Below are 22,783 nucleotides of genomic sequence, written 5' to 3' on the forward strand. Positions count from 1 at the left end.
ATCCGGCCGGCACCTGGCCGACCGGATGGATGGATCACGCGGCGGTCAGGCGCGCTTGTCGATGGCCACGAACTCGCGATCTTCCGGGCCGATGTAGTTCGCGCTCGGACGGATGATCTTGCCGTCGATGCGCTGCTCGACGATGTGCGCGCTCCAGCCGGCGGTGCGGGCGATGACGAACAGCGGGGTGAACATCGCGGTCGGCACGCCCATCATGTGGTAGCTGACGGCGCTGAACCAGTCGAGGTTCGGGAACATTTTCTTGATGTCCCACATCACCGTCTCCAGGCGCTCGGCGATGTCGTACATCTTCATGCTCGACTGCTCTTCGGACAGCTCACGGGCGACGTCCTTGATCACCTTGTTGCGCGGGTCGGACACGGTGTACACCGGGTGGCCGAAGCCGATCACCACTTCCTTGCGCTCGACGCGGGCCTTGATGTCCTCTTCGGCCTCATCCGGGCTGTCGTAGCGCTTCTGCACCTCGAAGGCCACTTCGTTGGCGCCGCCGTGCTTGGGGCCGCGCAGCGCGCCGATGCCACCGCAGATCGCACTGTACATGTCGCTGCCGGTACCGGCGATGACACGGCAGGTGAAGGTGGACGCGTTGAACTCGTGCTCTGCGTACAGGATCAGCGAGGTGTGCATCGCCTTCACCCACGAATCCTGTGGCTTCTCGCCGTGCAGCAGGTGCAGGAAGTGGCCACCGATGGAATCGTCATCGGTTTCCACGTCGATGGCGCGGCCGTTGTGGCTCCAGTGGTACCAGTACAGCAGCATCGAGCCGAGGCAGGCCATCAGCTTGTCGGCGATGTCGCGTGCACCCGGATGGTTGTGGTCATCCTTTTCCGGCGCCACGCAGCCGAGCACCGACACGCCGGTGCGCATCACATCCATCGGGTGTGCCGACGGCGGCAGTTCTTCCAGCGCGGCTTTCACCGCGGCCGGGATGCCACGCAGCGACTTCAGCTTGGCCTTGTACGAAACCAGCTCGGCGCGGGTCGGCAGCTTGCCGTGCACCAGCAGGTACGCGATTTCCTCGAATTCGCTGGTGTTGGCCAGATCCAGGATGTCGTAGCCACGGTAGTGCAGGTCATTGCCGCTGCGACCGACGCTGCACAGCGCGGTGTTGCCGGCGGCAGTGCCGGACAGGGCGACGGATTTCTTCGGCTTGAAGGTCGGGGTTGCGGTCGTATCGTTCATGTTTCCCTCCGAAAACTTGATGGTGCAGGGTACTGCTTATTTCTTGGCGGCGAACAGTGCGTCGAGCTGCTGCTCGAACGCGTGGTAGCCGATGCGGTCGTACAGTTCTTCGCGGGTCTGCATGGCGTCGACCACGCTGCGCTGGTGACCGTCGCGGCGCACCGCCTGGTAGACGTTCTCCGCCGCCTTGTTCGCCGCGCGGAACGCCGACAGCGGGAACAGCTGGATGGCGACCCCGGCCGAGGCCAGCTCGTCGCGGCTGAACAGCGGCGTCGCACCGAATTCGGTGATGTTGGCCAGCACCGGCACCTTCACTGCATCGACGAAGCGGCGGTAGGTGTCCAGATCGTAGGCAGCCTCGGCGAAGATGCCATCAGCGCCCGCTTCGACACAGGCGATGGCGCGCTCGATGGCCTTGTCCACGCCATCCACCTGGATGGCATCGGTGCGTGCGATCAGGAAGAAATCCGGATCGGTCTTTGCATCAGCGGCGGCCTTCACGCGGTCGACCATCTCACCCTGCGAAACGATCTCCTTGCCGGGACGGTGACCACAGCGCTTGGCGCCGACCTGGTCCTCGATGTGGCAGGCGGCCGCGCCGGCCTTGATCAGCGACTTCACGGTGCGCGCGATGTTGAACGCGCTGGGTCCGAAGCCGGTATCGATGTCCACCATCAGCGGCAGGTCGCAGACGTCGGTGATGCGGCGCACGTCCACCAGTACGTCTTCCAGGGTGTTGATGCCCAGGTCCGGCAGGCCCAGCGAGCCTGCGGCAACACCACCGCCGGACAGGTAGATGGCGCGGAAGCCGGCGCGCTTGGCCAGCAGGGCGTGGTTGGCGTTGATCGCACCGATCACCTGCAGCGGCGATTCGGCGGCCAGAGTCTCGCGGAAGCGGGCACCAGCGGAAGAAGGGGCGGAAGCGGTCATGCGGCAATCCATGTTGAGGAACAGGTGGGTAGGCGCAAGCACCATGCCAAGCTGCAAGCGATTGATTTCAAAGGCATGATCGGCTAACAGCGATGAAACATATGAAACATTGAAACAGATGTATCATGAAACACTCCCGTGCCGGTGTCCGCCCCATGTACCTGCCCCGCTCGCCCCTGCGCCATGCCGATGCCGACCCCGGTCGCCCGGTGATCTGGACGGTCAGCGTTTCGCGGCTGACCGGCCTGCTGGGTGACGTCATTCCCGAGTTCGACCGCCGCGCGCGCATCGAGCAGATCAACCTCGGCTTCGAAGAGGCAGTGGAGGTGATCGGCCAACGCCTGCGCCGCGAGCACTGCGACGTGGTGATTGCCGGTGGCTCGAACGCGGCCTGGCTGCGCAGTCGGCTCGACCTGCCGCTGGTGCCGATCCAGGCCAACGGCTTCGACCTGATGGAGGCTCTGGCGCGCGCGCGCCGCATCGCCGCACGCATCGGCCTGGTCACCCATGCCAGCGACGTGCCGGTGTTCAGCGGCTTCCAGCAGAGCTTCGGCCTGGATATCGAGCACCGCCGCTTCGTCACCCGCGAAGATGCGCGCGACTGCATCGCCGATCTGCGTGCCAACGGCATCGAAGTGATCGTCGGCACCGGGATGGCCATCGACCATGCCGAGCAGGCCGGGCTGCCGGGCGTGCTTCTGTATTCGGCCGACTCGGTACGGCAGGCCTTCGAGCATGCGCTGGAACTGACCCAGACCCTGGCACGCTCGGTGGGTCCACGCCCCACCACGCGGCGCAGTGCCGCCCCGCGCGGCGATGCATACGCGCTGCTCGGCGACAGCGAGGCGATGGCGCAGGTGCGCGCACAGATCGCGCTCTATGCACCGCACGACAGCACCGTGCTGGTCACCGGCGAGACCGGTACCGGCAAGGAACTGGTGGCACGGCAACTGCACGCCGCCAGCGGCCGGCGCGGTCGTTTCGTCGCGCTGAACTGCGGCGCGATCAGCGAATCGCTGCTGGAAGCCGAACTGTTCGGCTACAGCGATGGCGCCTTCACGGGCGCACGTCGTGGCGGCCGGGTCGGCCTGGTCGAAGCGGCCGATGGCGGCACACTGTTCCTTGACGAGATCGGCGAGCTGCCCTTGCCGCTGCAGACCCGCCTGCTGCGCGTGCTGGAAGAACGTGAAGTGCTGCGCGTCGGCGCCACCGAACCAACACCCGTGGACCTGCGGGTGGTGGCCGCGACGCTGCAGTCGCTGGAGCATCGCGCAGCTGCCGGCAGCTTCAGGCGCGACCTCTACTACCGGCTGGCGGCACTGCGCATCGCACTGCCCCCGCTGCGTGCCCGGCGCGCTGACATCCCGCTGCTGACCCGGCACTTCTTCCGCCAGCTGCGTGGTATCGACGCCCCCCTGGACCAGGACGCGATGGCAGTGCTGGGTGCCGCCGACTGGCCGGGCAATGTGAGAGAACTGCGCAATCTGGTCGACCGCCTGCGCATCCACTGGCAGCCGGCAGACGGGATGATCGACGCTGGGCGCCTGCTGCAGCTGGCGCCGGAACTGGCGCGCGAAAGCACCCCGTCCCTGCGGCTGGAAAGCAATGGCAGGCGCCCGGCACGGGCCCAGCTGCAGGCGCTGCTGCAGGAACACCGCAATGACCGCGAAGGCATGGCCCAGGTGCTCGGCGTGTCACGCACCACCTTGTGGCGCTGGCTGCGCGCGGAAGGAATGTAGGCAGGCGCATCGCGGACCGCGCGGCGCGCCGCCAGCCAAGGTTGGCACTACCCCCGCGTGGCCGCGTCCAGCGGCATGCGGAAATAGACCACCCGCTCGGTCTCTACAAAGCCACAGGCGCGGTGTGCCGCGTGCGCCTCTACGTCCTCCAGGCGGCTGTCCGAGGCCAGCTCGCTGCAGCCCGCGTCCCGCGTCCACGCCTGCACTTCCGCCAGCAGGGCACGGCCGACAGCGCGGCCCTGCCACTGCGGCGTTACATACCAGCCTTCCAGGAACCCGACCGGCGAGGAACCGGTGCCGTTCACATAGTCGTGGCGCAGGCGCACCTCGGCGAAACCGACCGCCTCACCATCAGCCGCGCACGCCAGGAACACCGCACCTTCCGGATCGGCCAGCGATTGCGCCAGCTCCTCCAGCGGATCATCGGCGTCGGGCCACAGGCCCACGCGCAGCCGCGACCATGCAGCGGCATCGGCCGGTGTGGCCTGGCGGATCGTGGCAGCGCAGCCGCTCACGGATACAACAGGCGCTTGCTCCAGCGCCCCTCGGCGCCGGCTTCATAGCACCACCGCTCGTGCAGGCGGAACTGCGCGCCGTACCAGAACTCGATGCGGTCGGGCACCACGCGCAGGCCACTCCAGCCGTCCGGACGCGGCACGTCCTTGCCCTCGAAACGTGCCTCGACCTCGGCCACGCGCGCATCGAACTCTTCGCGCGTTGCAAGCGTCTTCGACTGCTGCGAGGCCCACGCGCCGATCTGGCTCATGCGCGGACGGCTGGCGAAATAGGCGTCTGCTTCCGCATCGGCCACCTGTTCGACACGGCCTTCGATGCGCACCTGGATGCCGGCCTCGCGCAGGCTGCGCCACAGGAACAGCAGGGCCGCCTGCGGATTGGCCCGCAGCTCCTGGCCCTTGTGGCTGTCCAGGTGGGTATAGAACACGAAGCCACGCTCATCGAAGGCCTTCAGCAGCACGGTGCGCGCCGACGGACGACCGTGCAGGTCGGCACTGGCCACGGTCATCGCGTTGGGCTCGACCTCGCGGCTCTGTTTGGCCTCGTCGAACAGGGCCGCAAACGTGGACAGGGCTTCGGCGTACAGGTCGCTCATGATTGCGTTCTTCTCACACGGATTGATCTATTGTGGCGGCATGGTCGCTGCTGCGTATATGCCCCAGGTGAAAGGATTTCCCGAAACATTGGCCGAGCAGGCACTGGATGATGCGCTGGGCAGCGGCGCGGCGGTTCCAGTATTGGCGATCAGCGGGCTGCAGGGGAGCGGCAAATCGACGCTGGCCGAGCAGGTGGTGGCGCGCGCCCGGAACCGGGGCCTGAACGCCGCGACGCTGTCCATCGATGATGTCTACCTGACCCGCGCGCAACGGCAGCGGCTGGCACGCCAGGTCCATCCGCTGTTGATCACCCGGGGGCCGCCGGGCACCCACGACCTGCCGCTGGTCCACGCGCTGCTCGATGCCGCCGCCGCGCGCGAACCACTGGCGCTGCCGCGCTTCGACAAGCTGGCCGACGAGCGCCTGCCACAGGCGCAGTGGCCACGGCTGGAAAAGCCGCTGGACCTGCTGGTGTTCGAAGGCTGGTTCCTGGGCACACCGGCGCAGGAGGAATCCGAACTGGCTCAGCCGTTGAACGCCCTTGAACGTGATGCCGACAGCGATGGCCGCTGGCGCCACTGGTGCAACCAGGCCCTGGGCCGCGACTACCCGGCATTGTGGCAACGCTGTGACCGCCTGTGGTTCCTGCAGCCGCCGGACTTCTCGGTGGTACCGCGCTGGCGCTGGCAGCAGGAGCAGAGCCTGCAGGCGGCTCAGCCCGGCCGGCATGGCATGAGCCGGCCGCAGCTGGAGCGCTTCGTGCAGTACTTCGAGCGGGTCAGCCGGCAGGCACTGCATGCACTGCCGGCCCTCGCCGACCGGGTGGTGGTGCTGGATGCGCAGCGCCAGGTACAGGCACTGCGCTGACGCCCCTCATTCCACCAGGAAGGTCACCCGCAGATTGACCCGCCACTCGGTGATCTCACCGCTGCCATTGGTGACCACCTTGGTCTCGTTGATCCAGGCCCCCTGGATGCCCTTCACGGTTCCGGAGACCTTCTTCAGGCCGCTGCGCACGGCATCCTCCACGCTCGTGGGCGAAGAGGCGGTGATTTCGATGACCTTGGCAACCGACATGGCCTGTACTCCGTTGAACGCGGGAATCCCCGCAGGAAGTCCACCCTGGCGTGAAGGACGTAAAGGCCGGGGCACGGAGGTGTTAGCATCAGGGTGCATGAATCCTGCTCCGAACCTGATCCTGATCGGCCCGATGGGCGCCGGCAAAACCTGCATCGGCCGCCGCCTCGCCGAGCGCTTCACGCTGGACTTCGTCGATGTCGACCAGTCCATCGTCGACGCCGCCGGAGCCAGCATTCCCACGATCTTCGAGCACTCCGGCGAAACCGGCTTCCGCAGCCTCGAGCGCGACGCGCTGGCCCGCCTCCTGCAGGGCCACGGCCAACTGGTCTCGACCGGCGGCGGAGCGGTACTGGACCCGGACAACCGGGCATTGATCGCCCGCCGTGGCTTCGTGGTCTACCTGCGCGTCAGCGTGACCGCGCAACTGGAACGGCTGGCCCGCGACAAGGCCCGGCCGTTGCTGCAGCGCCCCGACCGCGAGCAGGTGCTGCATGACCTGGCCGCCCATCGCGATCCGCTGTACCGCGAACTGGCCGACCTCACCCTTGATACCGACCCGTACACCGCTGCCGACGCCACCGCCCAGCTGGTCGTCAAGCTCGCCGCGCAATGGCAGCGCCAGGACCTGATCGCATGACTTCCCCCACTCCGCTGCAGGTCGCCGTTGGCGGTGACCGCCCTTACACCATCTCCATCGGCGCCGGCGTCCAGAGCGATGGCCCTGCCCTCGCCCGCCACGTGCGGGGGCGCCACGTCCTGCTGCTCAGCGACAGTGACGTCGCCCCGCTGTACCTGGCGCGGCTGAAGCAGACCCTGCTGGCCGCGCGTTCGGACCTGGTCGTCGGCGAACACGTGCTGGCTGCCGGCGAAGCCTCCAAGACCTTGGCCGAATTCGGCCGCGCCATCGAAGCGCTGGCAGCCCTGGGCGCCACCCGCGATGCCTGTGTGTTCGCGCTCGGTGGGGGTGTCGTCGGCGACCTGGCCGGCTTCGCCGCAGCCTGCTGGATGCGGGGCATCGACTGCGTGCAGCTGCCGACCACGCTGCTGGCGATGGTCGATTCGTCGGTGGGCGGCAAGACTGCCGTAGACATTCCTGCCGGCAAGAATCTGGTCGGCGCCTTCCATCCGCCGCGCGCGGTGGTGGCCGATACCGCGGTGCTGGCCACCCTGCCGCCGCGCGAGCTGCGCGCGGGGCTGGCCGAGGTGGTGAAGTACGGCGCACTGGGCGATGCGGATTTCTTCGACTGGCTGCAGCACCACGCCGACGCGCTGTCCGCTGGCGAGGACGCGGTGCTGGCCGAAGCCATCGCCCGCAGCTGCAGGCACAAGGCCGCCATCGTCGAGCGCGATCCGTTCGAGAAGGGGGAGCGTGCCCTGCTGAACCTCGGCCACACCTTCGGCCATGCCATCGAAACCGAACAGGGCTATTCGGCGCCGGGCCGCGATGCGCTGAACCATGGCGAGGCGGTGGCAGTGGGCATGGTGCTGGCGGCCAGGCTGTCCACCGATCTCGGCCTGGCCGACGATGCCGACCGCGCGCGCCTGCAGGCGCTGCTGGAAAGGCTCGGGCTGCCGGTCGCGATCCCGGCCGGCCTGGATCCGCAGGCCCTGCTCGGCCGCATGCGGTTGGACAAGAAGAACGTGGCCGGTCGACTGCGCCTGGTGCTCTGGCGCGGCATGGGTCGGGCCGAGGTGGTGCCGGACGTGGATGAAGCAGCGGTATTGAAGGTGCTGGGCCAGGGTTGATCGCTTCCGCGTTCGCCGGGCATGGCCCGGCGCTACCCGGGGTTTCCTGAGCGTCCGCCGGGCATGGCCCGGCGCTACCGCGTTGCGGCCGGGGTCACCCTGGCCCCGCTACAATCGGGCCATGCATGTCTACCTGCAACATCCCGAGGCCGGTGCGCAGGCACCGCGGTTCCTGCGCCTGAGCCTGCAGCCGGATCTTTTCGGCGGCTGGGAGCTGCTGCGCGAAAGCGGCCGCGTCGGTGGCCGCTCGCAGCTGCGCCGCGAGCTGTTCCTGCAGGCCGACGAAGCCCGCCACGCCTTCGAGAAGGCGCGCGATGCCGAACTGCATCGTGGCTTCCAGATCCTTTCGCACGGCGACTGACGCCGCTGCCCACCTTCGATCCAAGGAACGTTCAACGTGACCAGCCCTCTCCGCAACGATCGCCTGCTACGCGCTCTGCGCCGCGAACCGGTGGATTGCACGCCCGTCTGGCTGATGCGCCAGGCCGGCCGCTACCTGCCGGAGTACCGCGCGACCCGGGCCAAGGCCGGCAGCTTCCTGGCGATGGCCAAGAACCCGGAGATCGCCTGCGAAGTCACCCTGCAGCCGCTGCGGCGTTTCCCACTGGATGCCGCCATCCTGTTCTCGGACATCCTCACCATCCCCGACGCGATGGGGCTGGAGCTGTACTTCGTCGAAGGCGAAGGCCCCAAGTTCCGCCACCCGGTACGTGACGAAGCCGCCATCGCCAGGCTGGCGGTGCCGGACATGGAGCAGGACCTGGGCTACGTGATGGATGCGGTGCGCCTGATCCGCCGCGAGCTGGATGGCCAGGTGCCGCTGATCGGTTTCTCCGGCAGCCCATGGACACTGGCCTGCTACATGGTGGAAGGCGGCGGCAGCAAGGATTTCTCGCGCATCAAGGCCATGGCGCTGAACCACCCGCAGGCCCTGCACCGCCTGCTGGAGGTCACCACCGACGCGGTCATCGCCTACCTGGGCGCGCAACGCGCCGCGGGCGCACAGGCCCTGCAGGTTTTCGACACCTGGGGCGGCGTGCTGTCGCCGGCGATGTACCGCGAATTCTCGCTGCGCTACCTGCAGCGGATTGCCCAGGGCCTGGACCGTGGCGAAGGCAGCGAGCGTACGCCGCTGATCCTGTTCGGCAAGGGCACCGGCCTGCACCTGGAAGCACTGTCGCAGACCGGTGCGGATGCACTGGGCCTGGACTGGACGCTGGACCTGGACGAAGCGCTGCGCCGCACCGGTGGTCGCGTTGCCCTGCAGGGCAATCTCGACCCCACCACGCTGTACGCTTCGCCCGATGCGATCGCCACCGCTGCCGCGCGCGTGCTCGATACCTACGCCGCCGGCAATGGCGGGTCGCGCGAGGGCCACGTGTTCAACCTGGGCCATGGCATGTCACCGGACATGGACCCGGCCCACGTGCAGGTACTGGTCGACGCGGTGCACGCGCACAGCCAGCGCTGAGCCGTGCGCATGCGGTTGCGGCGCGGTGTTGATCGCGCCGTGACCCGCAGTGCGCGATCATGGCGCCCCCACGTTGCACCGGCCACAACCCATGTCCACATCGCCATCGACCTACAACCGCCAGCGCCCCCTGCTGTGGCTGGTGTCCCTGGCGATCTTCATGCAGATGCTGGACTCGACCATCGTCAACACGGCGCTGCCGGCGATGGCGGCCAGCCTGGGCGAGAGTCCGCTGCAGATGCAGTCGGTGGTGTTCAGCTATGCACTGGCGGTCGCCACGTTCATTCCCGCCTCCGGCTGGATCGCCGACCGCTACGGCACCCGGCGCACCTTCCTGGTGGCGATCATCCTGTTCACCCTCGGCTCGCTGGCCTGCGCGCTGGCCCAGCACCTGCATCAGCTGGTGGGTGCCCGCGTGCTGCAGGGCATCGGCGGTGCGATGCTGCTGCCGGTCGGCCGCCTGGCGGTGATGCGTTCGGTGCCGCGCGAGGACTTCCTGCGTGCGATGAGCTTCATCGCCATCCCCGCCCTGATCGGCCCCTTGATCGGCCCGACGCTGGGCGGCTGGCTGGTCGAGATCGCCTCCTGGCACTGGGTGTTCCTGATCAACCTTCCGATCGGCGTGATCGGCTTCATCGCTGCGATGAAGATGATGCCGGACCATTACGCCAGCCACCGCACCCGCTTCGACCTGCGCGGCTACATCATGCTGGCCTTTGCGATGGTGGTGCTGTCGCTGGCGCTGGACGGCATCTCCGGGCTGGGTACGCCGCACGCGCTGGTGATGCTGATGACCGTGGCGGGGCTGGCCGCACTGGTGGGCTATTGGCTGCACGCGGCCAACTCGACCGCGCCGTTGTTCTCGCTGGCGCTGTTCCGTGTGCCCAGCTATCGCATCGGCATCCTCGGCAACCTGTTCTCACGCATCGGCAGCAGCGCCATGCCGATGCTGATTCCGCTGCTGCTGCAGGTGGGCCTTGGCCTGGGACCGATGAACGCCGGACTGATGATGGTACCGGTGGCCGCGGCCGGCATGGTCTCCAAGCGGCTGGCGGTGAAGCTGGTCGAACGCTACGGCTATCGGCGCGTGCTGATGACCAACACCGTGCTGGTGGGCCTGGCCATGGCCAGCTTCATCCTGATGACGCCGGGCCAGCACCTGGGCTGGCGCCTGCTGCAGCTGGCCTTCTTCGGTGCGGTCAATTCGCTGCAGTTCACCGTGATGAACACCGTGACCCTGCGCGATCTGGATCGGGAGTTCGCCAGTTCGGGCAACAGTCTGCTGTCGATGGTGATGATGCTGGCTGCCGGCTTCGGCGCGGCGGCGGCGGGCAGCCTGCTGGCCGCCTTCGGCACGCACCTGGAGGGCCACGGCGCAACGGCGGCGTTGCACGCCACGTTCCTGTGCGTGGGCGCGATCACACTGACTTCGACGATGATCTTCTGGCAGTTGCCGGACACCAAGCCCGAACCCCGCCAGGTCGAACACGTCGCGGAGTAGCCTGCCGGACTGTGCCCGGCCTCAGCGCCCCAACACCTTGGCGATGGCCTCCACCAGCAGCTCGCCCGTGACCGGCTTGCGCAGGAAACCGCCGATCCCGGCCGCTTCCACCTGCTTCTGCAGGTCCGGGTCCGTGCGCGCGGTCACCGCCAGCAACGGCAGCGTGTACCCCTGGTTGCGCAGATGCTCGGCCAGCTCGAAGCCGCTGAGGCCCGGCAGGTCCAGGTCAAGCAGGGCCACATCGAAATCACTCCCGCTGATCTCGCGCAGCGCCGCCAACGCATGCCCGGCATGCACCACCTCATGGCCGCGCGCACTCAGAAGACCCTGCACGACATCGGCCACCGTCGCGTCATCCTCCACCAGCAGCACGCGCAGGGGGGGCATGTTCGCTACTGCATCCTCGCTCCGCGCGGCGCTGTCCGCATCGGCGTCGGCGTCCACTTCCAGCGGCAGGGGCAGCATCACTCCAAAGCAGGTTCCGCGCCCCAACTGGCTTTCGACCTGGATCCGGCCCTGCATCGCCTGCGCCAGCTCGCGGCAGATCGCCAGCCCCAGGCCACTGCCACCATACTGCGCCGCGGTACGTGCACCGTCAGCCTGCTCGAACCGGCGGAACAGGCGCAGCTGCTGTTCCTGGCTGATGCCCGGCCCGGTGTCACGCACTTCGAACTGGAGTGCACGCATCGCCTCATCGCACCGGGCATGCAGGGTGATGGTGCCACGGCTGGTGAACTTCACCGCGTTGGACAGCAGGTTCAGCAGGATCTGCCGCACCCGGATCGCATCGCCGGTGGCCTGCAGGCCGGGCGGCAAGCGATTGTCCAGGACGAAACGCAGTCCCTTCTGCGCGGCCAGCGGCCCCATCAGCGCGGCCAGGTCCTGCAGCAGGCAATGGAGCGCGAACGGCCGGGACTGCAGTTCCAGGCGTCCGGATTCGATCCGCGCCAGGTCCAGCGCATCGTTGACCAGATGCAGCAGATGCTCACCCGCCTGGCGGATGGACTGGGTGTAGCCGCGCTGCTGAGGATCCAGCGGCGAGGACAACAGCAGCTCGCTCATGCCCATCACACCGGTCATCGGCGTGCGGATCTCATGGCCCAGATTGGCCAGGAAGCGCGTCTTGGCTGCCGAGGCCTGCTCGGCCAGTTCCTGCTTGTGCAACGCCAGCTGGTAGGCGTGGCGACGCTGCAGGCGGCGACGGTACAGCCATGCAAACCAGCTGGTCAGCAGCAACGCGATCGACGTCAGCACCAGCAGGCCCGACAGGCTGCGCCACCACGGCGGCTGCACGCGGAACTCCAGGGTCTGCACCCGCGACCAGACGTGATCGGCCGAGCGCGCCTGCACTTCCAGCCGATAGCTGCCCGGCGGCAGCCGCGAGAACAGGCGTTCACCGGCGGGCCCGACCTCGACCCAGTCCGGGTCATAGCCAGCCAGGCGGTAGCGATACGAATTGGAGGCCGAATCGGCGAAGGACAGCAGGCGCGCCACGATGCGCAGATCGCGGTCGCCGTCGGCGATCAGCAACGGTGCGTCGTGGGTCAGGTCCAGCACCTGCTCGTTGCGGCGCACCTCCACCCGCTCGATCACCAGCGGTGCGCGGCGCACCGAAGGCCGCACCTGTTCCGGATCGAACACCACCACGCCGGCCGGCGTGCCTGCCACCAGCCGTCCCGAAGACGTCGCAATCAAGGTATGCGCGCGGAACTCCTGGCTGGGCAGGCCATCGTGCACGCCATACAGGCGCACGCTCTGGCCGTCCGCGCCGACCCGCACCAGGCCGCGTGCACTGGTGGCCCAGGCCACACCCTGCGCATCGACCACCAGACCGGTGGCGGAAACCGCCGGATATCCCTGTTCGGCACCAATGACCCCCTGCCGCTCCAGACGCCCCTGGCTCCATCGATAGCGCGACAACCGGCCGTCCTCGGACAGCCACACCTGGCCGTCGCTGCCGGTATACGCCGCGTACAGTGCCGTTGCCGGCGCGCCGGGCACCGGCTGGAAGCGCTGCTGCTCAGGCTGCCACTGCAGCAGCCCGCGGCTGCTGGCCAGCCAGAGCTGGTTCTGCGGACCGCATACCAGATCCTGGTTCAGCTGGCCGGTCTGCAGTCCGTTCTGGCCATTGTCCAGTTCGAGCAGCAGCCGACCTTCCAGATCGCGCTGCTGCAGGCCGGCGGGCATCATCAACCACAGGCTGTTGCTGTCGCAGATCATCAGTGCGTCGACATCGCCCTCCATCGCGGCATCGGCAGGCGCGTCGCGTCCCCAGCGGCGCAGCTCGTCGCGTGCCGGGTCATAGCGCAGCAGCGCTCCGGACGAACCGATCCAGACCCGGCCATGGCGGTCCTCGCGAACCGAGGTCAGCCAGTGGATGCCATTGACGCCGCGCCGGAACTGCTCGATCCGGCCGGTACGGGGATTGAAGCGATCCAGCGCGCCGTGGCTGCCGACCGTCCAGACACCTCCGTTGCTGGACGCACTGGTGCCGAGTACGTAGGCGTTGCGCAGTGACGATGCATCGTCCTCCAGACGCGAGAACACCGAGAACTGCCACCACCGTGGCAACAAATGCCAGAGACCGGCATTGGTGCTGGCCAGCCAGATGCCGCCCTCGCGATCCTCGTAGGCGCCGGTCCAGTTCGGCCGCACCTGGCCGCGCGCGATCGCGCTGTACAGCGGCACCGTCTGGTACTGGCCATCGACCGCGCGACCGAGTCCGCTGCGGGTGTCCAGCCAGTAGCCCCCCTGCTCATCGCGCAGCATCATGCCCAGCACCTCGTCGCCGGCCGGCACCGACCAGGGTTGCCGCTCGAAGCGACCATCCGGCCGGCGCACGAATGCGCCGGCCAGCGTGCTGATCCACAGGCTGCCGTCAGGTTCGGCGGTCAAACCGTTGATCAGCTGGCCGGGCACCTGCTCGTCGCCGACCCGCTCGAAATCGCTGCCGGTCCAACGCGCCACGCCATGCTTGGTGCCCACCCACAGGCTGCCGTCGGGCAGCGTGGCCAGATAGGGCACCGCAGCGGCCGGCAGGCTGCGCGGATTGTTCGCCTCGGGCAGGAAGCGCTGCACGCGATCATTGCCATCCACCCGGTACAGCCCGCCTTCGTGGGTACCGAACCAGATCGAGCCATCGGGGGTGGCGGCCAGGCTCCAGATCGTATTGGTGCTCATCAGCGGCTGGCTGCTGCGGTCGAAGAACCGCAGCTGCCGGCGGTCGGCCGACATCCTTACCAGGCCGGCATTCTCGGTGCCGATCCACAAGCGGTTGCGGGTATCGACCAGTACGGTCCAGATGCGGTTGTCGCGCAGGCCATCCTCGGAGCGCCAGACCCGGTAGTTGCGGCCGTCGTATCGTGCCAGCCCGTCATTGGTGGCGATCCACAGGTAGCCGTAGCGGTCCTCCGCCATGCGGTTGACGGTGTTGGACGGCAGGCCATCGAACACCGTCACCTGCCGGGGCGTGGGCGGTACCGGCTGTGCGGCAGCGGGCGCCAGGCAGCACAGCAGAAGCATCAGCAGCATCGCCGACCGCAGATACGCCACTGATCGCCTCCTCACGCGTTCCCAGATGGTGCCCCGTCGTGCGGGCGTCGGCATGGTAAACCGAAAGTCGCGCCGTTCACGCCCGGCGCCGGCGCAATCAGCCCTCACCCTGGCGCTTGCTGCGAGCCTGCACGATGGCCGCCACCAGCATGTCGCCCGTGACCGGCTTGCGCAGGAAGCCGTCGAAACCGGCGGCCAGCACCTGCGCCTCCGCATAGGCATCGGACCGCGCGGTCACCGCCACCAGTGGCAGCTCATAGCCCATGGCGCGCAGCTGACGGGCGATCGCCGTTCCGTCCAGGGCCGGCAGATCCAGGTCGAGCAGACCGACATCGAACCCCTCGGTCGCGATCTCCGACAAGGCTCCCAGGCCGTGCAGCACGTGCACTACGTCGTGGCCACGACCGCGCAGCAGGCCGGCGATGACGTCCGCTACCGTGGCGTCATCTTCGACCAGCAGGATGCGCAGCGGCGGCAGCGGCGGTGGCGACGCCCTGTCGGAACCACTGTGGGCAGCCTGGCGGGTCCACGGCAGCGGCAGCTGCACGCGGAACCGTGCGCCCCTGCCCGGCTGGCTGTCGACATCGATGCGCCCACCCATCGCCACGGCCAGTTCCTGGCAGATCGCCAGGCCCAGCCCGCTGCCGCCATAGCGCGATGCTGTCCGCGGGCCATCGGCCTGCTCGAAGCGATGGAACAGACGCTGCTGCTGTTCGGCATTGATGCCGGGGCCGGTATCGAACACCTCGAAGCACACCCCGCCGCCATCCTCCTGCAGCCGCACGCCCAGGCCGACCTGGCCGCGCTCGGTGAACTTGATGGCATTGCCGAGCAGGTTCAGCAGGATCTGGCGGATGCGCATTTCATCGCCACTGACGCTGATCGGGCCGGGCAAGGCATCCTCGCGTACAAAATCGAGCTGGCGCTGCTGCGCCATCGGCCGCATCAGCATCTGCACCTGGTCCAACAGCGCGGCAAGATCGAACGGACGCAGGTCCAGCTCCAGCCGCCCGGCTTCGATCCGGGCCAGGTCCAGGGCATCGTTGACCAGACGCAGCAGATGGCTGCCCGCCTGCTGGATCGATCCGGCATAGCTGCGCTGTACCGGATCCAGTGATGTGGCCAGCAGCAGTTCGCTCATGCCCAGTACGCCGGTCATCGGCGTGCGCACCTCATGACCCAGCGTGGCCAGGAAGTGGCTCTTGGCCTGCGAGGCCTGCTCGGCGAGCTGCTGCTTGTGCACGGTCAGCTGCCACTGCTGGCGCCTTCTCAGACGGCTGCGGATCGCCCATGCCAGCACCAGCAGCAGCAACGAGCCCAGCAGCAGGTAGCCGAAGATCGCCATGCCGCTGCGCCACCAGGGCGGCAATACCTTCACCTGCAGTTGCTGCGACGGCGTCCACGGACCACTGTCGGTGGCCGCCTGCACTTCGATCACGTAGGCACCGGGCGCGAGGCGCGACAGCGTGCGCTGGCCATCGCCGCCCTGCTCCACCCAGTTCTGGTCATAGCCCTGCACCCGGAACCGATAGCGGTTGCCCTGCGGGTTGCCGTACGAGAGCAGCCGCGCGTCGATCTGCAGATCACGGTCATCCGGACCCAGCAGCAGCACCCCGGTGGTCGGCAGGGGTTGCCAGCCGCGCGCATCGTCGCGACGTACGCGCACCTGCGCGATCACCAGCGCGGAGGATGGCAGTGGGGTGTCGGCGGCATTGACGTCGAAACCGACCGCGCCGGTCTGGGTCACCGCGAGCACGCGGCCATCGGCGTTCACCGCAGGCGGTCGGCCGGTGAATTCGGCATCGGGCAGTCCGTCGCGCTCGGTGAACTGCCTCAGCCGCTTCGTTTTCGGATCCCAGCGCAGCAGACCGCGCGGCGTGGTGGCCCACAGGCGGCCATCGTCGGCCAAGGCCAGCCCACCCATGCTCAGAGGTGGCACGCCGGCGGCAGCATCGACGCGCTGCACCAGGCGCAGGCTCATGCCGTCCCACTGGTAGCGCTCGAAGGCGCCCTGGCGGGCGAGCCACAGCTGCTGCGGATCGATCCACACCAGGTCGTAGATCGATCCCCGCGAGACGCCAGGAACCGCCTCGAAGCGCTCACCCTGCTGGCGCCAGAGGCCCATGTCCCCCATCACCCAGGCCTGCCCGCGCGGATCGAATCGAATCTGCTCGATCGGCGCATCGCCCAGGCCGCGGAATCCCTCGACGGGGAAGCTGCGCAGCACCCGGCCATCGTCCAGACGCTGCTGCACGCCGACGTTCATCACCGACACCCAGGCGGTGCCATCCGGCGCCTGCCGCATCAGGTCGATGCGCTGGCGCAGGTCGGAGCCGCCGTCGATGCGCCACTCCCGGGTTGCGCGGGTGGCCGGGTCATAGACGGTGATGCGCCCGGCGCGGCCCAGCCAGAGGCGGCCGTCCGGCCGCGGCAATACCGACCAGACCGCGCCACTGCCCAGCTCGCGATCACTGGCAAGCAGACTCAGCACGCCCTGCGCATCGATCCGGTACACGCCGTGTGCCGAACTCACGTAGTAATTCCGGCCATCGGTGGCCGCGCTGAGCAGGTACTGGCTGTCCAGCGGTTTGCCGTCGAGCTGGTTCCAGGTGGAGAAGCGGCGCCAGTCCGGCGGCAGATAGGCCAACCCCTGGCTCAGCAGGGCCACCCAGACCCCGCCTTCGTGGTCCTGCAGCAGATCGAGCACGCCGCTGTGGGCGGTCAGGAAGCCGCTGCCGCGATCGCCCTCCAGGCGCCACAGTGTCTGCGCATCACCGCGCAGCAGCCCATCTGAGGTACCTGCCCAGTAGCCTCCCTGCCGATCCGCCAGCACCAGTGCCGAGCGAAAGCGATCACTGCCGGACCAGCGTGGACGGCTGACGCGGTCCTGGGCATCGATGCGGAACAGGCCTTCGTTCTGGCTGCCGACCCAGATCGATCCATCGGGGTCGCGGCTGAGACGCAGCACGCTGACCCTGCCCAGCTCGCGCGGCGCGATGGCCTCGAAGCCGTTGCCGTTCCAGCGGGCGACACCGGCCTCGGTACCGACCCACAGGCGGCCCTGCGCGTCCACCAGGCTGCTGAAGATGGTGTTGCTGGGCAAGCCGTCGGGGCGCTGCGGATCATGCTGGAAGAAGCGCAGGCTGCCATCCTCGCCGAAGCGGCACACGCCATGGCCGCTGGTGCCGATCCACAGCGCATCGCCCGCGTAGGCCAGTGTCCAGAACTGGCTCTGGCATTCATTGTTCACCGCGGCGAAGCTGGAGAAACGCTCGCGATCCGCGTCCAGCCGGGCGATGCCCTTGCCGTTGATGCCGACCCACACCCGGTCCAGCGGATCCACCAGCAGGGTCTCGATCTCGTTGCCCGGCAGCGAACCCGGCCGCTCCGGTTCATGCTGCCAGACCCGCAGCGTCGTGCCGTCATAGCGGGCCAGCCCACCATCGGTGGCCGCCCAGATGTACCCCTGGCGGTCCTCGGCCAGGGCCACGACCATGCGCGACGGCAAGCCCTCGGCGGCGCCGAAGCGGCGCAGTCGTGGTGTCTCCCCAGCCATGTCCAGAGTCGCGGCCACCGTGGCGCTTGCCAACAGCAGCAGACCCGTTACTGCGATGCCTCGGCACCACAGACGCCAGCCACTCGTCATCCTGAACCCCCGATCCAGCCGCGATTGTCACACAGCCCAGGCTTCACGACTGCAACAGCCCGTTTCCAGTGGCACCGCCACCACGAACTGTTGCAGCCATGCACGCAGCGTTGTCAGGGGGCTGTGCGTATGATCGCAGCGTCCCCTCCCGGAGCCCGCCATCGATGCGACCCCGCCTGCTCCTGCTGCCGTTGCTGCTCGCCGCTGCGCCCGCCTGGGCACAGCTCGATACCTACCGGCTGGATCCGGTGCACACGCGGGTGCTGTTCATGATCGATCATGCCGGCTACTCGCAGGCCATGGGGACGGTATCGGGCAGTGAGGGCCACCTTCAGTTCGATCCCGACAACTGGCGCGAGGCAACCCTGCAGGTCGATGTGCCGGTCGCCCGGCTGGATCTGGGAGATGCCAAATGGAACCAGGCCACGCTGGCCCGCAGCCTGCTTGATGGCGAGCGGTTTCCCAGCGCCCGGTTCGTATCGTCGCGGGTCGAACCGATCGATGCCAACCACGCCCGTGTGTTCGGCACGCTGACCCTGCGCGGGGTCAGCCAGGAGGTCGCGCTGGATGTGACCCTCAATGCCATCAAACGCTATCCGTTGCCGCCGTTCCGCCGCACCGCCGGTTTTTCCGCCAGCACCACGTTGAGCCGCCGCGCGTTCGGCATCACCGCCTGGCCCGGGGTGATCGGCGACGCAGTACAGGTACGGATCGAGGCCGAGGCCTTCCTCGACCGCAGCGACAGGCCGGGAACTCCTGCCCCGGTTCCCCACTCCGACAGCAAGACGGCCCCCAAGGACCCCGCATGACCGCCAAGAACTCCCCTGCCGCCTGGGGCAGTGTCAGCCAGACCCTGCACTGGTTGATCGCACTACTGATCCTCGCCCTTGGCGTGGTCGGCCTGACCATGGGCGAACTGCCCAGGACGCCCAAATACTTCTGGGTCTACACCGCGCACAAGTCGATCGGCATCACCGTGCTGGCCCTGGTGCTGCTGCGCCTGGTCTGGCGCCTCTACGCCGGTGCGCCCAAGCCGGTGCCGGGTGTGCCCAGCTGGCAGGAGCGCATCGCCAGCGCTACCCACGTGCTGCTGTACGTGCTGATGTTCGCCATTCCGCTTTCGGGCTGGCTGTACGACTCTGCCAGCGGGCTGCGGCCCTTCCGCTGGTTCGGCCTGGTCGATGTGCCCAAGCTCAGCGGACCGGATCCGCAGGTCGTCGCCGTGTCGCATGCGATCCATGAGTACGGCTTCTGGCTGCTGATCGCTGTGGTGCTGGCCCATGCCGGCGCTGCCCTTTACCACCACCTGTTCCAGCGCGACGCGACGTTGAGCCGCATGCTGCCGCGTGGCTGGCTTGCCTCTCCCCAGAAGGACTGACCGATGAATCTGAAACTGACCACCCCGGCGGCCGTGGCCGCTGCCCTGGCCGGCATGCTGGCCACTGCCCCGGCGTTGGCCGCGGACTATGCACAGGCTCCCAGCGCGGGCTCGATCCTGGTATTTGCCAGCAAGTACGACGGCGAAGTGTTCACCGGTAGCTTCCCGGGCTTCGCCACCAAGCTCAGCTTCGATCCCGCCAATCCGGCGGCCGGCTCACTCGACGTCGTGATTCCGCTGGCCGGCGCCAGGAGCGGCAACAGCGATCGTGACTCGACGCTGCAGAGCGCGGACTTCTTCAATGTCGGCAAGTTCGCCACCGCGCGTTACACCGCGAAGGGCTTCCGCGCCATCGGCAATGACCAGTTCGCCGCCGATGGCACGCTCGAGCTGCGTGGTGTCAGCAAGCCGGTGACGCTCACCTTCACCTGGAAGCCGGGCACGCAGCCGGTGCTGACCGGCAAGGCCACCGTCAAGCGCCTGGACTTCAGCGTCGGCGCCGGCGATTGGGCCGACACCAAGACCATCCCCGACGAAACCGCGATCAGCACGATCGTGAAGTTCGACGCGAAGTAAGCCACGGGCCATGCCCGGCTCCACCTTGGAACGGTGATACAGGGTGGCGCCGGGCCATGCCCGGCGGCTTCACCCCGCAGCCAGCCAGGCCCGCACCCGCGCCGCATCGAAGGGCCAGTCCAGTTCGCGGCCGCCCGCCTCGTCGCGCAGCACCGGTACCCGCGCGCCGTAGTGCGCCTCCAGCGCTGGATGGTCATCCAGGAACACCGATTCGAACTCGGGCGCGCGTGCCTTGGCCAGTTCGGCCAGGGCCATATCGCACAGGTGGCAGTCGTCACGCTGGAACAGGGTCAACACCGGCTTGCCTCGCTTGGCGGAAATGCTGCGCCGCAGCCATCGGAGGGCCCGGCAAGCCGCTAGAATAGCCGCTTGTCCGGTACCCGCAGTTTGGCATCCATGGCTGTCAGCACGTTCGACGTCTTCAAGATCGGCATTGGCCCGAGCTCTTCCCACACCGTCGGACCGATGAAGGCCGCCGAGCGGTTCATCCATCGCTGGCTGCTCGACCCCGGCCGCCTGCACGAGGTCGCACGCATCCGCGCCGACGTCTACGGTTCGCTGGCGCTGACCGGTCGCGGCCATGGCACCGACAAGGCGATCCTGCTTGGCCTGGAAGGCCAGCGCCCCAACCTGATCGATCCGGACATCATTCCGTCCACGCTGGAACGCATCCGCAGCAGCAAGCGCATCCAGCTGATGGGCCAGCATGAGATCGCCTTCGACGAGAAGCGCGACCTCGGCATGAACAAGCGGCAGAAGCTGCCGTACCACACCAACGGCATGCGCTTCACCGCGTACAACGCCGACGATGAAGTGATCGCCACGCGCGACTACTACTCCGTTGGCGGTGGCTTCGTGGTCAACCAGGACGACGCGGCCGATGACCGCATCGTGCCCGACGAAACCCCGCTGCCCTATCCGTTCAAGAGCGGCGACGAACTGCTCGCACAGACCGCACGCAGCGGCCTGAGCATCGCGCAGCTGATGTTCGAGAACGAGAAGTGCTGGCGCAGCGAGGACGAGATCCGCGCCCAGCTGCGCGAGATCTGGAGCGCGATGCAGTCGTGCGTGACGCGCGGCATCCGCGAGGAAGGCGTGCTGCCGGGCGGCCTGAAGGTCGGCCGTCGCGCGCCGGCGCTGTACCGCGAGCTGTCGTCGAAGCCGGAAGCGGCGATGCGCGATCCGCTGACCACGCTGGACTGGGTCAATCTGTACGCGCTGGCCGTGAACGAGGAAAACGCCGCCGGTGGCCGCGTGGTGACCGCGCCGACCAACGGTGCGGCCGGCGTGCTGCCCGCGGTGCTGCATTACTTCGACCGGTTCTGCCCGGGTGCGAACGAGCAGCGTGTGTTCGACTTCCTGCTGACCTCGGCCGCGATCGGCATCCTCTACAAGGAGAATGCCTCGATTTCCGGTGCCGAAGTAGGCTGCCAGGGCGAAGTGGGCGTGGCCTGCTCGATGGCGGCCGGCGGCCTGGTCGCGGCGCTGGGTGGCAATCCAAGCCAGATCGAGAATGCCGCGGAAATCGGCATGGAACACAACCTCGGCCTGACCTGCGACCCGATCGGTGGGCTGGTGCAGATTCCCTGCATCGAGCGCAACGCGATGGGTGCGGTGAAGGCGATCAACGCCTCGCGCATGGCAATGCGCGGCGATGGCAAGCACAAGGTGTCGCTGGACAAGGTCATCAAGACCATGCGCGACACCGGCCGCGACATGCAGGACAAGTACAAGGAAACCAGCCGCGGCGGCCTCGCGGTGAATGTCATCGAGTGCTGATGACGGGCATCTGCCGGACGACACCGTCACCGCATTCCGGTTAGGCTCGGGCATCCCCTGTCACGGAATGTCCCATGCGCGTGATCGCCGCCGCATTGCTGGCCTGCCTGCCCCTCACCGCCGCTGCCGCTCCCGCCTATGGGCCGCGGCTGGAGGGCTTCGATTACGGCCATCCGGTACAGACCTTCACCCTGGAATCGCAGCAGCAACCGCTGCAGATGGCCTATCTGGACATCGCGCCGACGACCGCGCCGATCGGCGTGGTGGTGCTCCTGCATGGCAAGAATTTCTGCGCGGCGACCTGGAAGGAAACCATCCCTCCCCTGCTCGTCGCCGGTTACCGCGTGATCGCACCTGACCAGGTCGGCTTCTGCAAATCCAGCAAGCCCGAGCGCTACCAGTATTCATTCGGCCAGCTCGCCGCCAACACCCATGCACTGCTGCAGCAGCTGCAGCTCGGCGGCCTGCCCGTGCATCTGGTCGGCCATTCGATGGGGGGCATGCTGGCGGTGCGCTATGCACTGACCTATCCGCAGGACCTGCGCAGCCTGTCGCTGGTCAATCCGATCGGCCTGGAGGACTGGAAGGCGCTGGGCGTGCCGTGGCGAAGCGTCGATGCCTGGTATGCCGGCGAGCTGAAAACCAGTTACGAGAGCATCCGCCGCTACCAGCTGGACGTGTACTACGACGGCACCTGGAAGCCTGCCTATGAAACCTGGGCACGCATGCAAGCGGGCATGTACGAGGGCGACGGCAGGCAGGCAGTGGCCTGGAGCCAGGCGCTTGCCTCGGACATGGTGTTCAACCAGCCGGTGGTGTACGAGCTGAAGAATCTGAAGGTGCCGACCGCGCTGTTCATCGGCCAGAAGGACCGCACCGCGATCGGTCGTGACCTGGCGCCGGCGGAAGTGAAGGCACGGCTGGGCAACTATCCGGCGCTGGGCAAATCGGCCGCTGCGGCGATTGCCGGCGCGACGCTGGTCGAATTCGCCGAACTGGGCCATTCGCCGCAGGTACAGGACCCCAGGCAGTTCAATGCCGCGCTGCTGAAGGTGTTGAAAGGGCGCTGA

Annotated in this window: 20 protein-coding genes; 12 read left to right on the forward strand and 8 right to left on the reverse strand. The window is 67.9% G+C overall.

The window, feature by feature from the left end:
• Positions 1 to 45: 45 nt before the first annotated feature.
• Entirely contained in the window at positions 46 to 1,203 is a 1,158-nt protein-coding gene (prpC, locus tag ACX9OW_RS10345; RefSeq protein ID WP_053518648.1) for a bifunctional 2-methylcitrate synthase/citrate synthase, read from the reverse strand.
• A 36-nt stretch (positions 1,204 to 1,239) separates the two neighbouring features.
• On the reverse strand, positions 1,240 to 2,133 hold the full coding sequence (prpB, locus tag ACX9OW_RS10350; protein WP_253118632.1) for a methylisocitrate lyase: 894 nt from the start codon (positions 2,131 to 2,133) through the stop codon (positions 1,240 to 1,242).
• A gap of 155 nt (positions 2,134 to 2,288) precedes the next feature.
• Between prpB and prpR the strand changes: the two genes are divergently transcribed.
• On the forward strand, positions 2,289 to 3,872 hold the full coding sequence (gene prpR / locus ACX9OW_RS10355) for a propionate catabolism operon regulatory protein PrpR (protein ID WP_193396775.1): 1,584 nt from the start codon (positions 2,289 to 2,291) through the stop codon (positions 3,870 to 3,872).
• Positions 3,873 to 3,919: 47 nt separating this feature from the next.
• Here the strand turns inward: prpR and aacA are convergent, their stop codons facing one another.
• Together aacA and pdxH are read right to left on the reverse strand one after the other, a co-directional pair.
• Positions 3,920 to 4,387, reverse strand: a complete 468-nt coding sequence (gene aacA / locus ACX9OW_RS10360; RefSeq protein WP_193396759.1) for an aminoglycoside 6'-N-acetyltransferase — start codon at positions 4,385 to 4,387, stop codon at positions 3,920 to 3,922.
• Positions 4,384 to 4,983 carry a pyridoxamine 5'-phosphate oxidase gene (gene pdxH, locus ACX9OW_RS10365; RefSeq protein ID WP_053518654.1) on the reverse strand — a complete coding sequence of 200 codons (600 nt, stop codon included), beginning with the start codon at positions 4,981 to 4,983 and terminating at the stop codon, positions 4,384 to 4,386. The genes aacA and pdxH overlap by 4 nt, the downstream gene beginning before the upstream one ends.
• 40 nt (positions 4,984 to 5,023) lie before the next feature.
• Between pdxH and ACX9OW_RS10370 the strand changes: the two genes are divergently transcribed.
• Positions 5,024 to 5,851, forward strand: coding sequence for a kinase (locus ACX9OW_RS10370; protein WP_111186370.1), 828 nt, complete (start codon positions 5,024 to 5,026; stop codon positions 5,849 to 5,851).
• Between the two features lie 6 nt (positions 5,852 to 5,857).
• Here ACX9OW_RS10370 and ACX9OW_RS10375 read toward each other — a convergent pair whose 3' ends face one another.
• Entirely contained in the window at positions 5,858 to 6,061 is a 204-nt protein-coding gene (locus tag ACX9OW_RS10375; protein WP_053518657.1) for a dodecin family protein, read from the reverse strand.
• Between the two features lie 97 nt (positions 6,062 to 6,158).
• Here ACX9OW_RS10375 and ACX9OW_RS10380 point away from each other — a divergent pair, with 97 nt between their 5' ends.
• The 5 genes from ACX9OW_RS10380 to mdtD all read left to right on the forward strand — a co-directional run bounded on the left by ACX9OW_RS10380 (position 6,159) and on the right by mdtD (position 10,782).
• Positions 6,159 to 6,701, forward strand: coding sequence for a shikimate kinase (locus ACX9OW_RS10380; RefSeq protein WP_065174808.1), 543 nt, complete (start codon positions 6,159 to 6,161; stop codon positions 6,699 to 6,701).
• Positions 6,698 to 7,810, forward strand: a complete 1,113-nt coding sequence (gene aroB, locus ACX9OW_RS10385) for a 3-dehydroquinate synthase (protein WP_197601064.1) — start codon at positions 6,698 to 6,700, stop codon at positions 7,808 to 7,810. The genes ACX9OW_RS10380 and aroB overlap by 4 nt, the downstream gene beginning before the upstream one ends.
• Positions 7,811 to 7,931: 121 nt before the next feature.
• The gene (locus ACX9OW_RS10390) at positions 7,932 to 8,171 is read left to right on the forward strand and encodes a WGR domain-containing protein (protein WP_053518663.1); all 240 of its coding nucleotides are present in this window, start codon (positions 7,932 to 7,934) and stop codon (positions 8,169 to 8,171) included.
• Between the two features lie 36 nt (positions 8,172 to 8,207).
• The gene (hemE, locus tag ACX9OW_RS10395) at positions 8,208 to 9,281 is read left to right on the forward strand and encodes a uroporphyrinogen decarboxylase (RefSeq protein ID WP_065182628.1); all 1,074 of its coding nucleotides are present in this window, start codon (positions 8,208 to 8,210) and stop codon (positions 9,279 to 9,281) included.
• Between the two features lie 91 nt (positions 9,282 to 9,372).
• A complete protein-coding gene (gene mdtD / locus ACX9OW_RS10400; protein ID WP_253118631.1) occupies positions 9,373 to 10,782 on the forward strand; it encodes a multidrug transporter subunit MdtD in 1,410 nt (469 codons plus the stop codon).
• Positions 10,783 to 10,803: 21 nt separating this feature from the next.
• Here the strand turns inward: mdtD and ACX9OW_RS10405 are convergent, their stop codons facing one another.
• Both ACX9OW_RS10405 and ACX9OW_RS10410 read right to left on the reverse strand, forming a co-directional pair.
• The gene (locus tag ACX9OW_RS10405) at positions 10,804 to 14,334 is read right to left on the reverse strand and encodes a hybrid sensor histidine kinase/response regulator (protein WP_193396754.1); all 3,531 of its coding nucleotides are present in this window, start codon (positions 14,332 to 14,334) and stop codon (positions 10,804 to 10,806) included.
• A gap of 97 nt (positions 14,335 to 14,431) precedes the next feature.
• Positions 14,432 to 17,980 carry a sensor histidine kinase gene (locus tag ACX9OW_RS10410; protein WP_253118630.1) on the reverse strand — a complete coding sequence of 1,183 codons (3,549 nt, stop codon included), beginning with the start codon at positions 17,978 to 17,980 and terminating at the stop codon, positions 14,432 to 14,434.
• A 164-nt stretch (positions 17,981 to 18,144) separates the two neighbouring features.
• Between ACX9OW_RS10410 and ACX9OW_RS10415 the strand changes: the two genes are divergently transcribed.
• The 3 genes from ACX9OW_RS10415 to ACX9OW_RS10425 are packed head-to-tail and all read left to right on the forward strand — an operon-like array spanning position 18,145 to position 19,934.
• Entirely contained in the window at positions 18,145 to 18,789 is a 645-nt protein-coding gene (locus tag ACX9OW_RS10415; RefSeq protein ID WP_065174806.1) for a YceI family protein, read from the forward strand.
• The gene (locus tag ACX9OW_RS10420) at positions 18,786 to 19,358 is read left to right on the forward strand and encodes a cytochrome b (protein ID WP_053519880.1); all 573 of its coding nucleotides are present in this window, start codon (positions 18,786 to 18,788) and stop codon (positions 19,356 to 19,358) included. Before ACX9OW_RS10415 ends, ACX9OW_RS10420 begins: the two co-directional genes overlap by 4 nt.
• Before the next feature lie 3 nt (positions 19,359 to 19,361).
• On the forward strand, positions 19,362 to 19,934 hold the full coding sequence (locus ACX9OW_RS10425; protein ID WP_459062239.1) for a YceI family protein: 573 nt from the start codon (positions 19,362 to 19,364) through the stop codon (positions 19,932 to 19,934).
• 69 nt (positions 19,935 to 20,003) lie between these two features.
• Here the strand turns inward: ACX9OW_RS10425 and ACX9OW_RS10430 are convergent, their stop codons facing one another.
• Positions 20,004 to 20,189, reverse strand: a complete 186-nt coding sequence (locus ACX9OW_RS10430; RefSeq protein WP_053519891.1) for a thioredoxin domain-containing protein — start codon at positions 20,187 to 20,189, stop codon at positions 20,004 to 20,006.
• A gap of 141 nt (positions 20,190 to 20,330) precedes the next feature.
• Between ACX9OW_RS10430 and ACX9OW_RS10435 the strand changes: the two genes are divergently transcribed.
• Positions 20,331 to 21,713 carry an L-serine ammonia-lyase gene (locus ACX9OW_RS10435; protein WP_074899552.1) on the forward strand — a complete coding sequence of 461 codons (1,383 nt, stop codon included), beginning with the start codon at positions 20,331 to 20,333 and terminating at the stop codon, positions 21,711 to 21,713.
• A 74-nt stretch (positions 21,714 to 21,787) separates the two neighbouring features.
• Positions 21,788 to 22,783, forward strand: coding sequence for an alpha/beta fold hydrolase (locus ACX9OW_RS10440; protein WP_459062240.1), 996 nt, complete (start codon positions 21,788 to 21,790; stop codon positions 22,781 to 22,783).

The sequence above is a fragment of the Stenotrophomonas genospecies 5 genome (assembly GCF_054473825.1).

What these genes read in the sequence shown, in the direction of transcription:
- prpC (WP_053518648.1), bottom strand. Translation starts at nt 1,203, where the DNA reads ATGAACGATACGACCGCAACCCCGACCTTCAAGCCGAAGAAATCCGTC.
- prpB (WP_253118632.1), bottom strand. Translation starts at nt 2,133, where the DNA reads ATGACCGCTTCCGCCCCTTCTTCCGCTGGTGCCCGCTTCCGCGAGACT.
- prpR (WP_193396775.1), top strand. Translation starts at nt 2,289, where the DNA reads ATGTACCTGCCCCGCTCGCCCCTGCGCCATGCCGATGCCGACCCCGGT.
- pdxH (WP_053518654.1), bottom strand. Translation starts at nt 4,983, where the DNA reads ATGAGCGACCTGTACGCCGAAGCCCTGTCCACGTTTGCGGCCCTGTTC.
- ACX9OW_RS10370 (WP_111186370.1), top strand. Translation starts at nt 5,024, where the DNA reads ATGGTCGCTGCTGCGTATATGCCCCAGGTGAAAGGATTTCCCGAAACA.
- ACX9OW_RS10375 (WP_053518657.1), bottom strand. Translation starts at nt 6,061, where the DNA reads ATGTCGGTTGCCAAGGTCATCGAAATCACCGCCTCTTCGCCCACGAGC.
- ACX9OW_RS10380 (WP_065174808.1), top strand. Translation starts at nt 6,159, where the DNA reads ATGAATCCTGCTCCGAACCTGATCCTGATCGGCCCGATGGGCGCCGGC.
- aroB (WP_197601064.1), top strand. Translation starts at nt 6,698, where the DNA reads ATGACTTCCCCCACTCCGCTGCAGGTCGCCGTTGGCGGTGACCGCCCT.
- ACX9OW_RS10390 (WP_053518663.1), top strand. Translation starts at nt 7,932, where the DNA reads ATGCATGTCTACCTGCAACATCCCGAGGCCGGTGCGCAGGCACCGCGG.
- mdtD (WP_253118631.1), top strand. Translation starts at nt 9,373, where the DNA reads ATGTCCACATCGCCATCGACCTACAACCGCCAGCGCCCCCTGCTGTGG.
- ACX9OW_RS10410 (WP_253118630.1), bottom strand. Translation starts at nt 17,980, where the DNA reads ATGACGAGTGGCTGGCGTCTGTGGTGCCGAGGCATCGCAGTAACGGGT.
- ACX9OW_RS10415 (WP_065174806.1), top strand. Translation starts at nt 18,145, where the DNA reads ATGCGACCCCGCCTGCTCCTGCTGCCGTTGCTGCTCGCCGCTGCGCCC.
- ACX9OW_RS10420 (WP_053519880.1), top strand. Translation starts at nt 18,786, where the DNA reads ATGACCGCCAAGAACTCCCCTGCCGCCTGGGGCAGTGTCAGCCAGACC.
- ACX9OW_RS10425 (WP_459062239.1), top strand. Translation starts at nt 19,362, where the DNA reads ATGAATCTGAAACTGACCACCCCGGCGGCCGTGGCCGCTGCCCTGGCC.
- ACX9OW_RS10430 (WP_053519891.1), bottom strand. Translation starts at nt 20,189, where the DNA reads ATGGCCCTGGCCGAACTGGCCAAGGCACGCGCGCCCGAGTTCGAATCG.
- ACX9OW_RS10435 (WP_074899552.1), top strand. Translation starts at nt 20,331, where the DNA reads ATGGCTGTCAGCACGTTCGACGTCTTCAAGATCGGCATTGGCCCGAGC.
- ACX9OW_RS10440 (WP_459062240.1), top strand. Translation starts at nt 21,788, where the DNA reads ATGCGCGTGATCGCCGCCGCATTGCTGGCCTGCCTGCCCCTCACCGCC.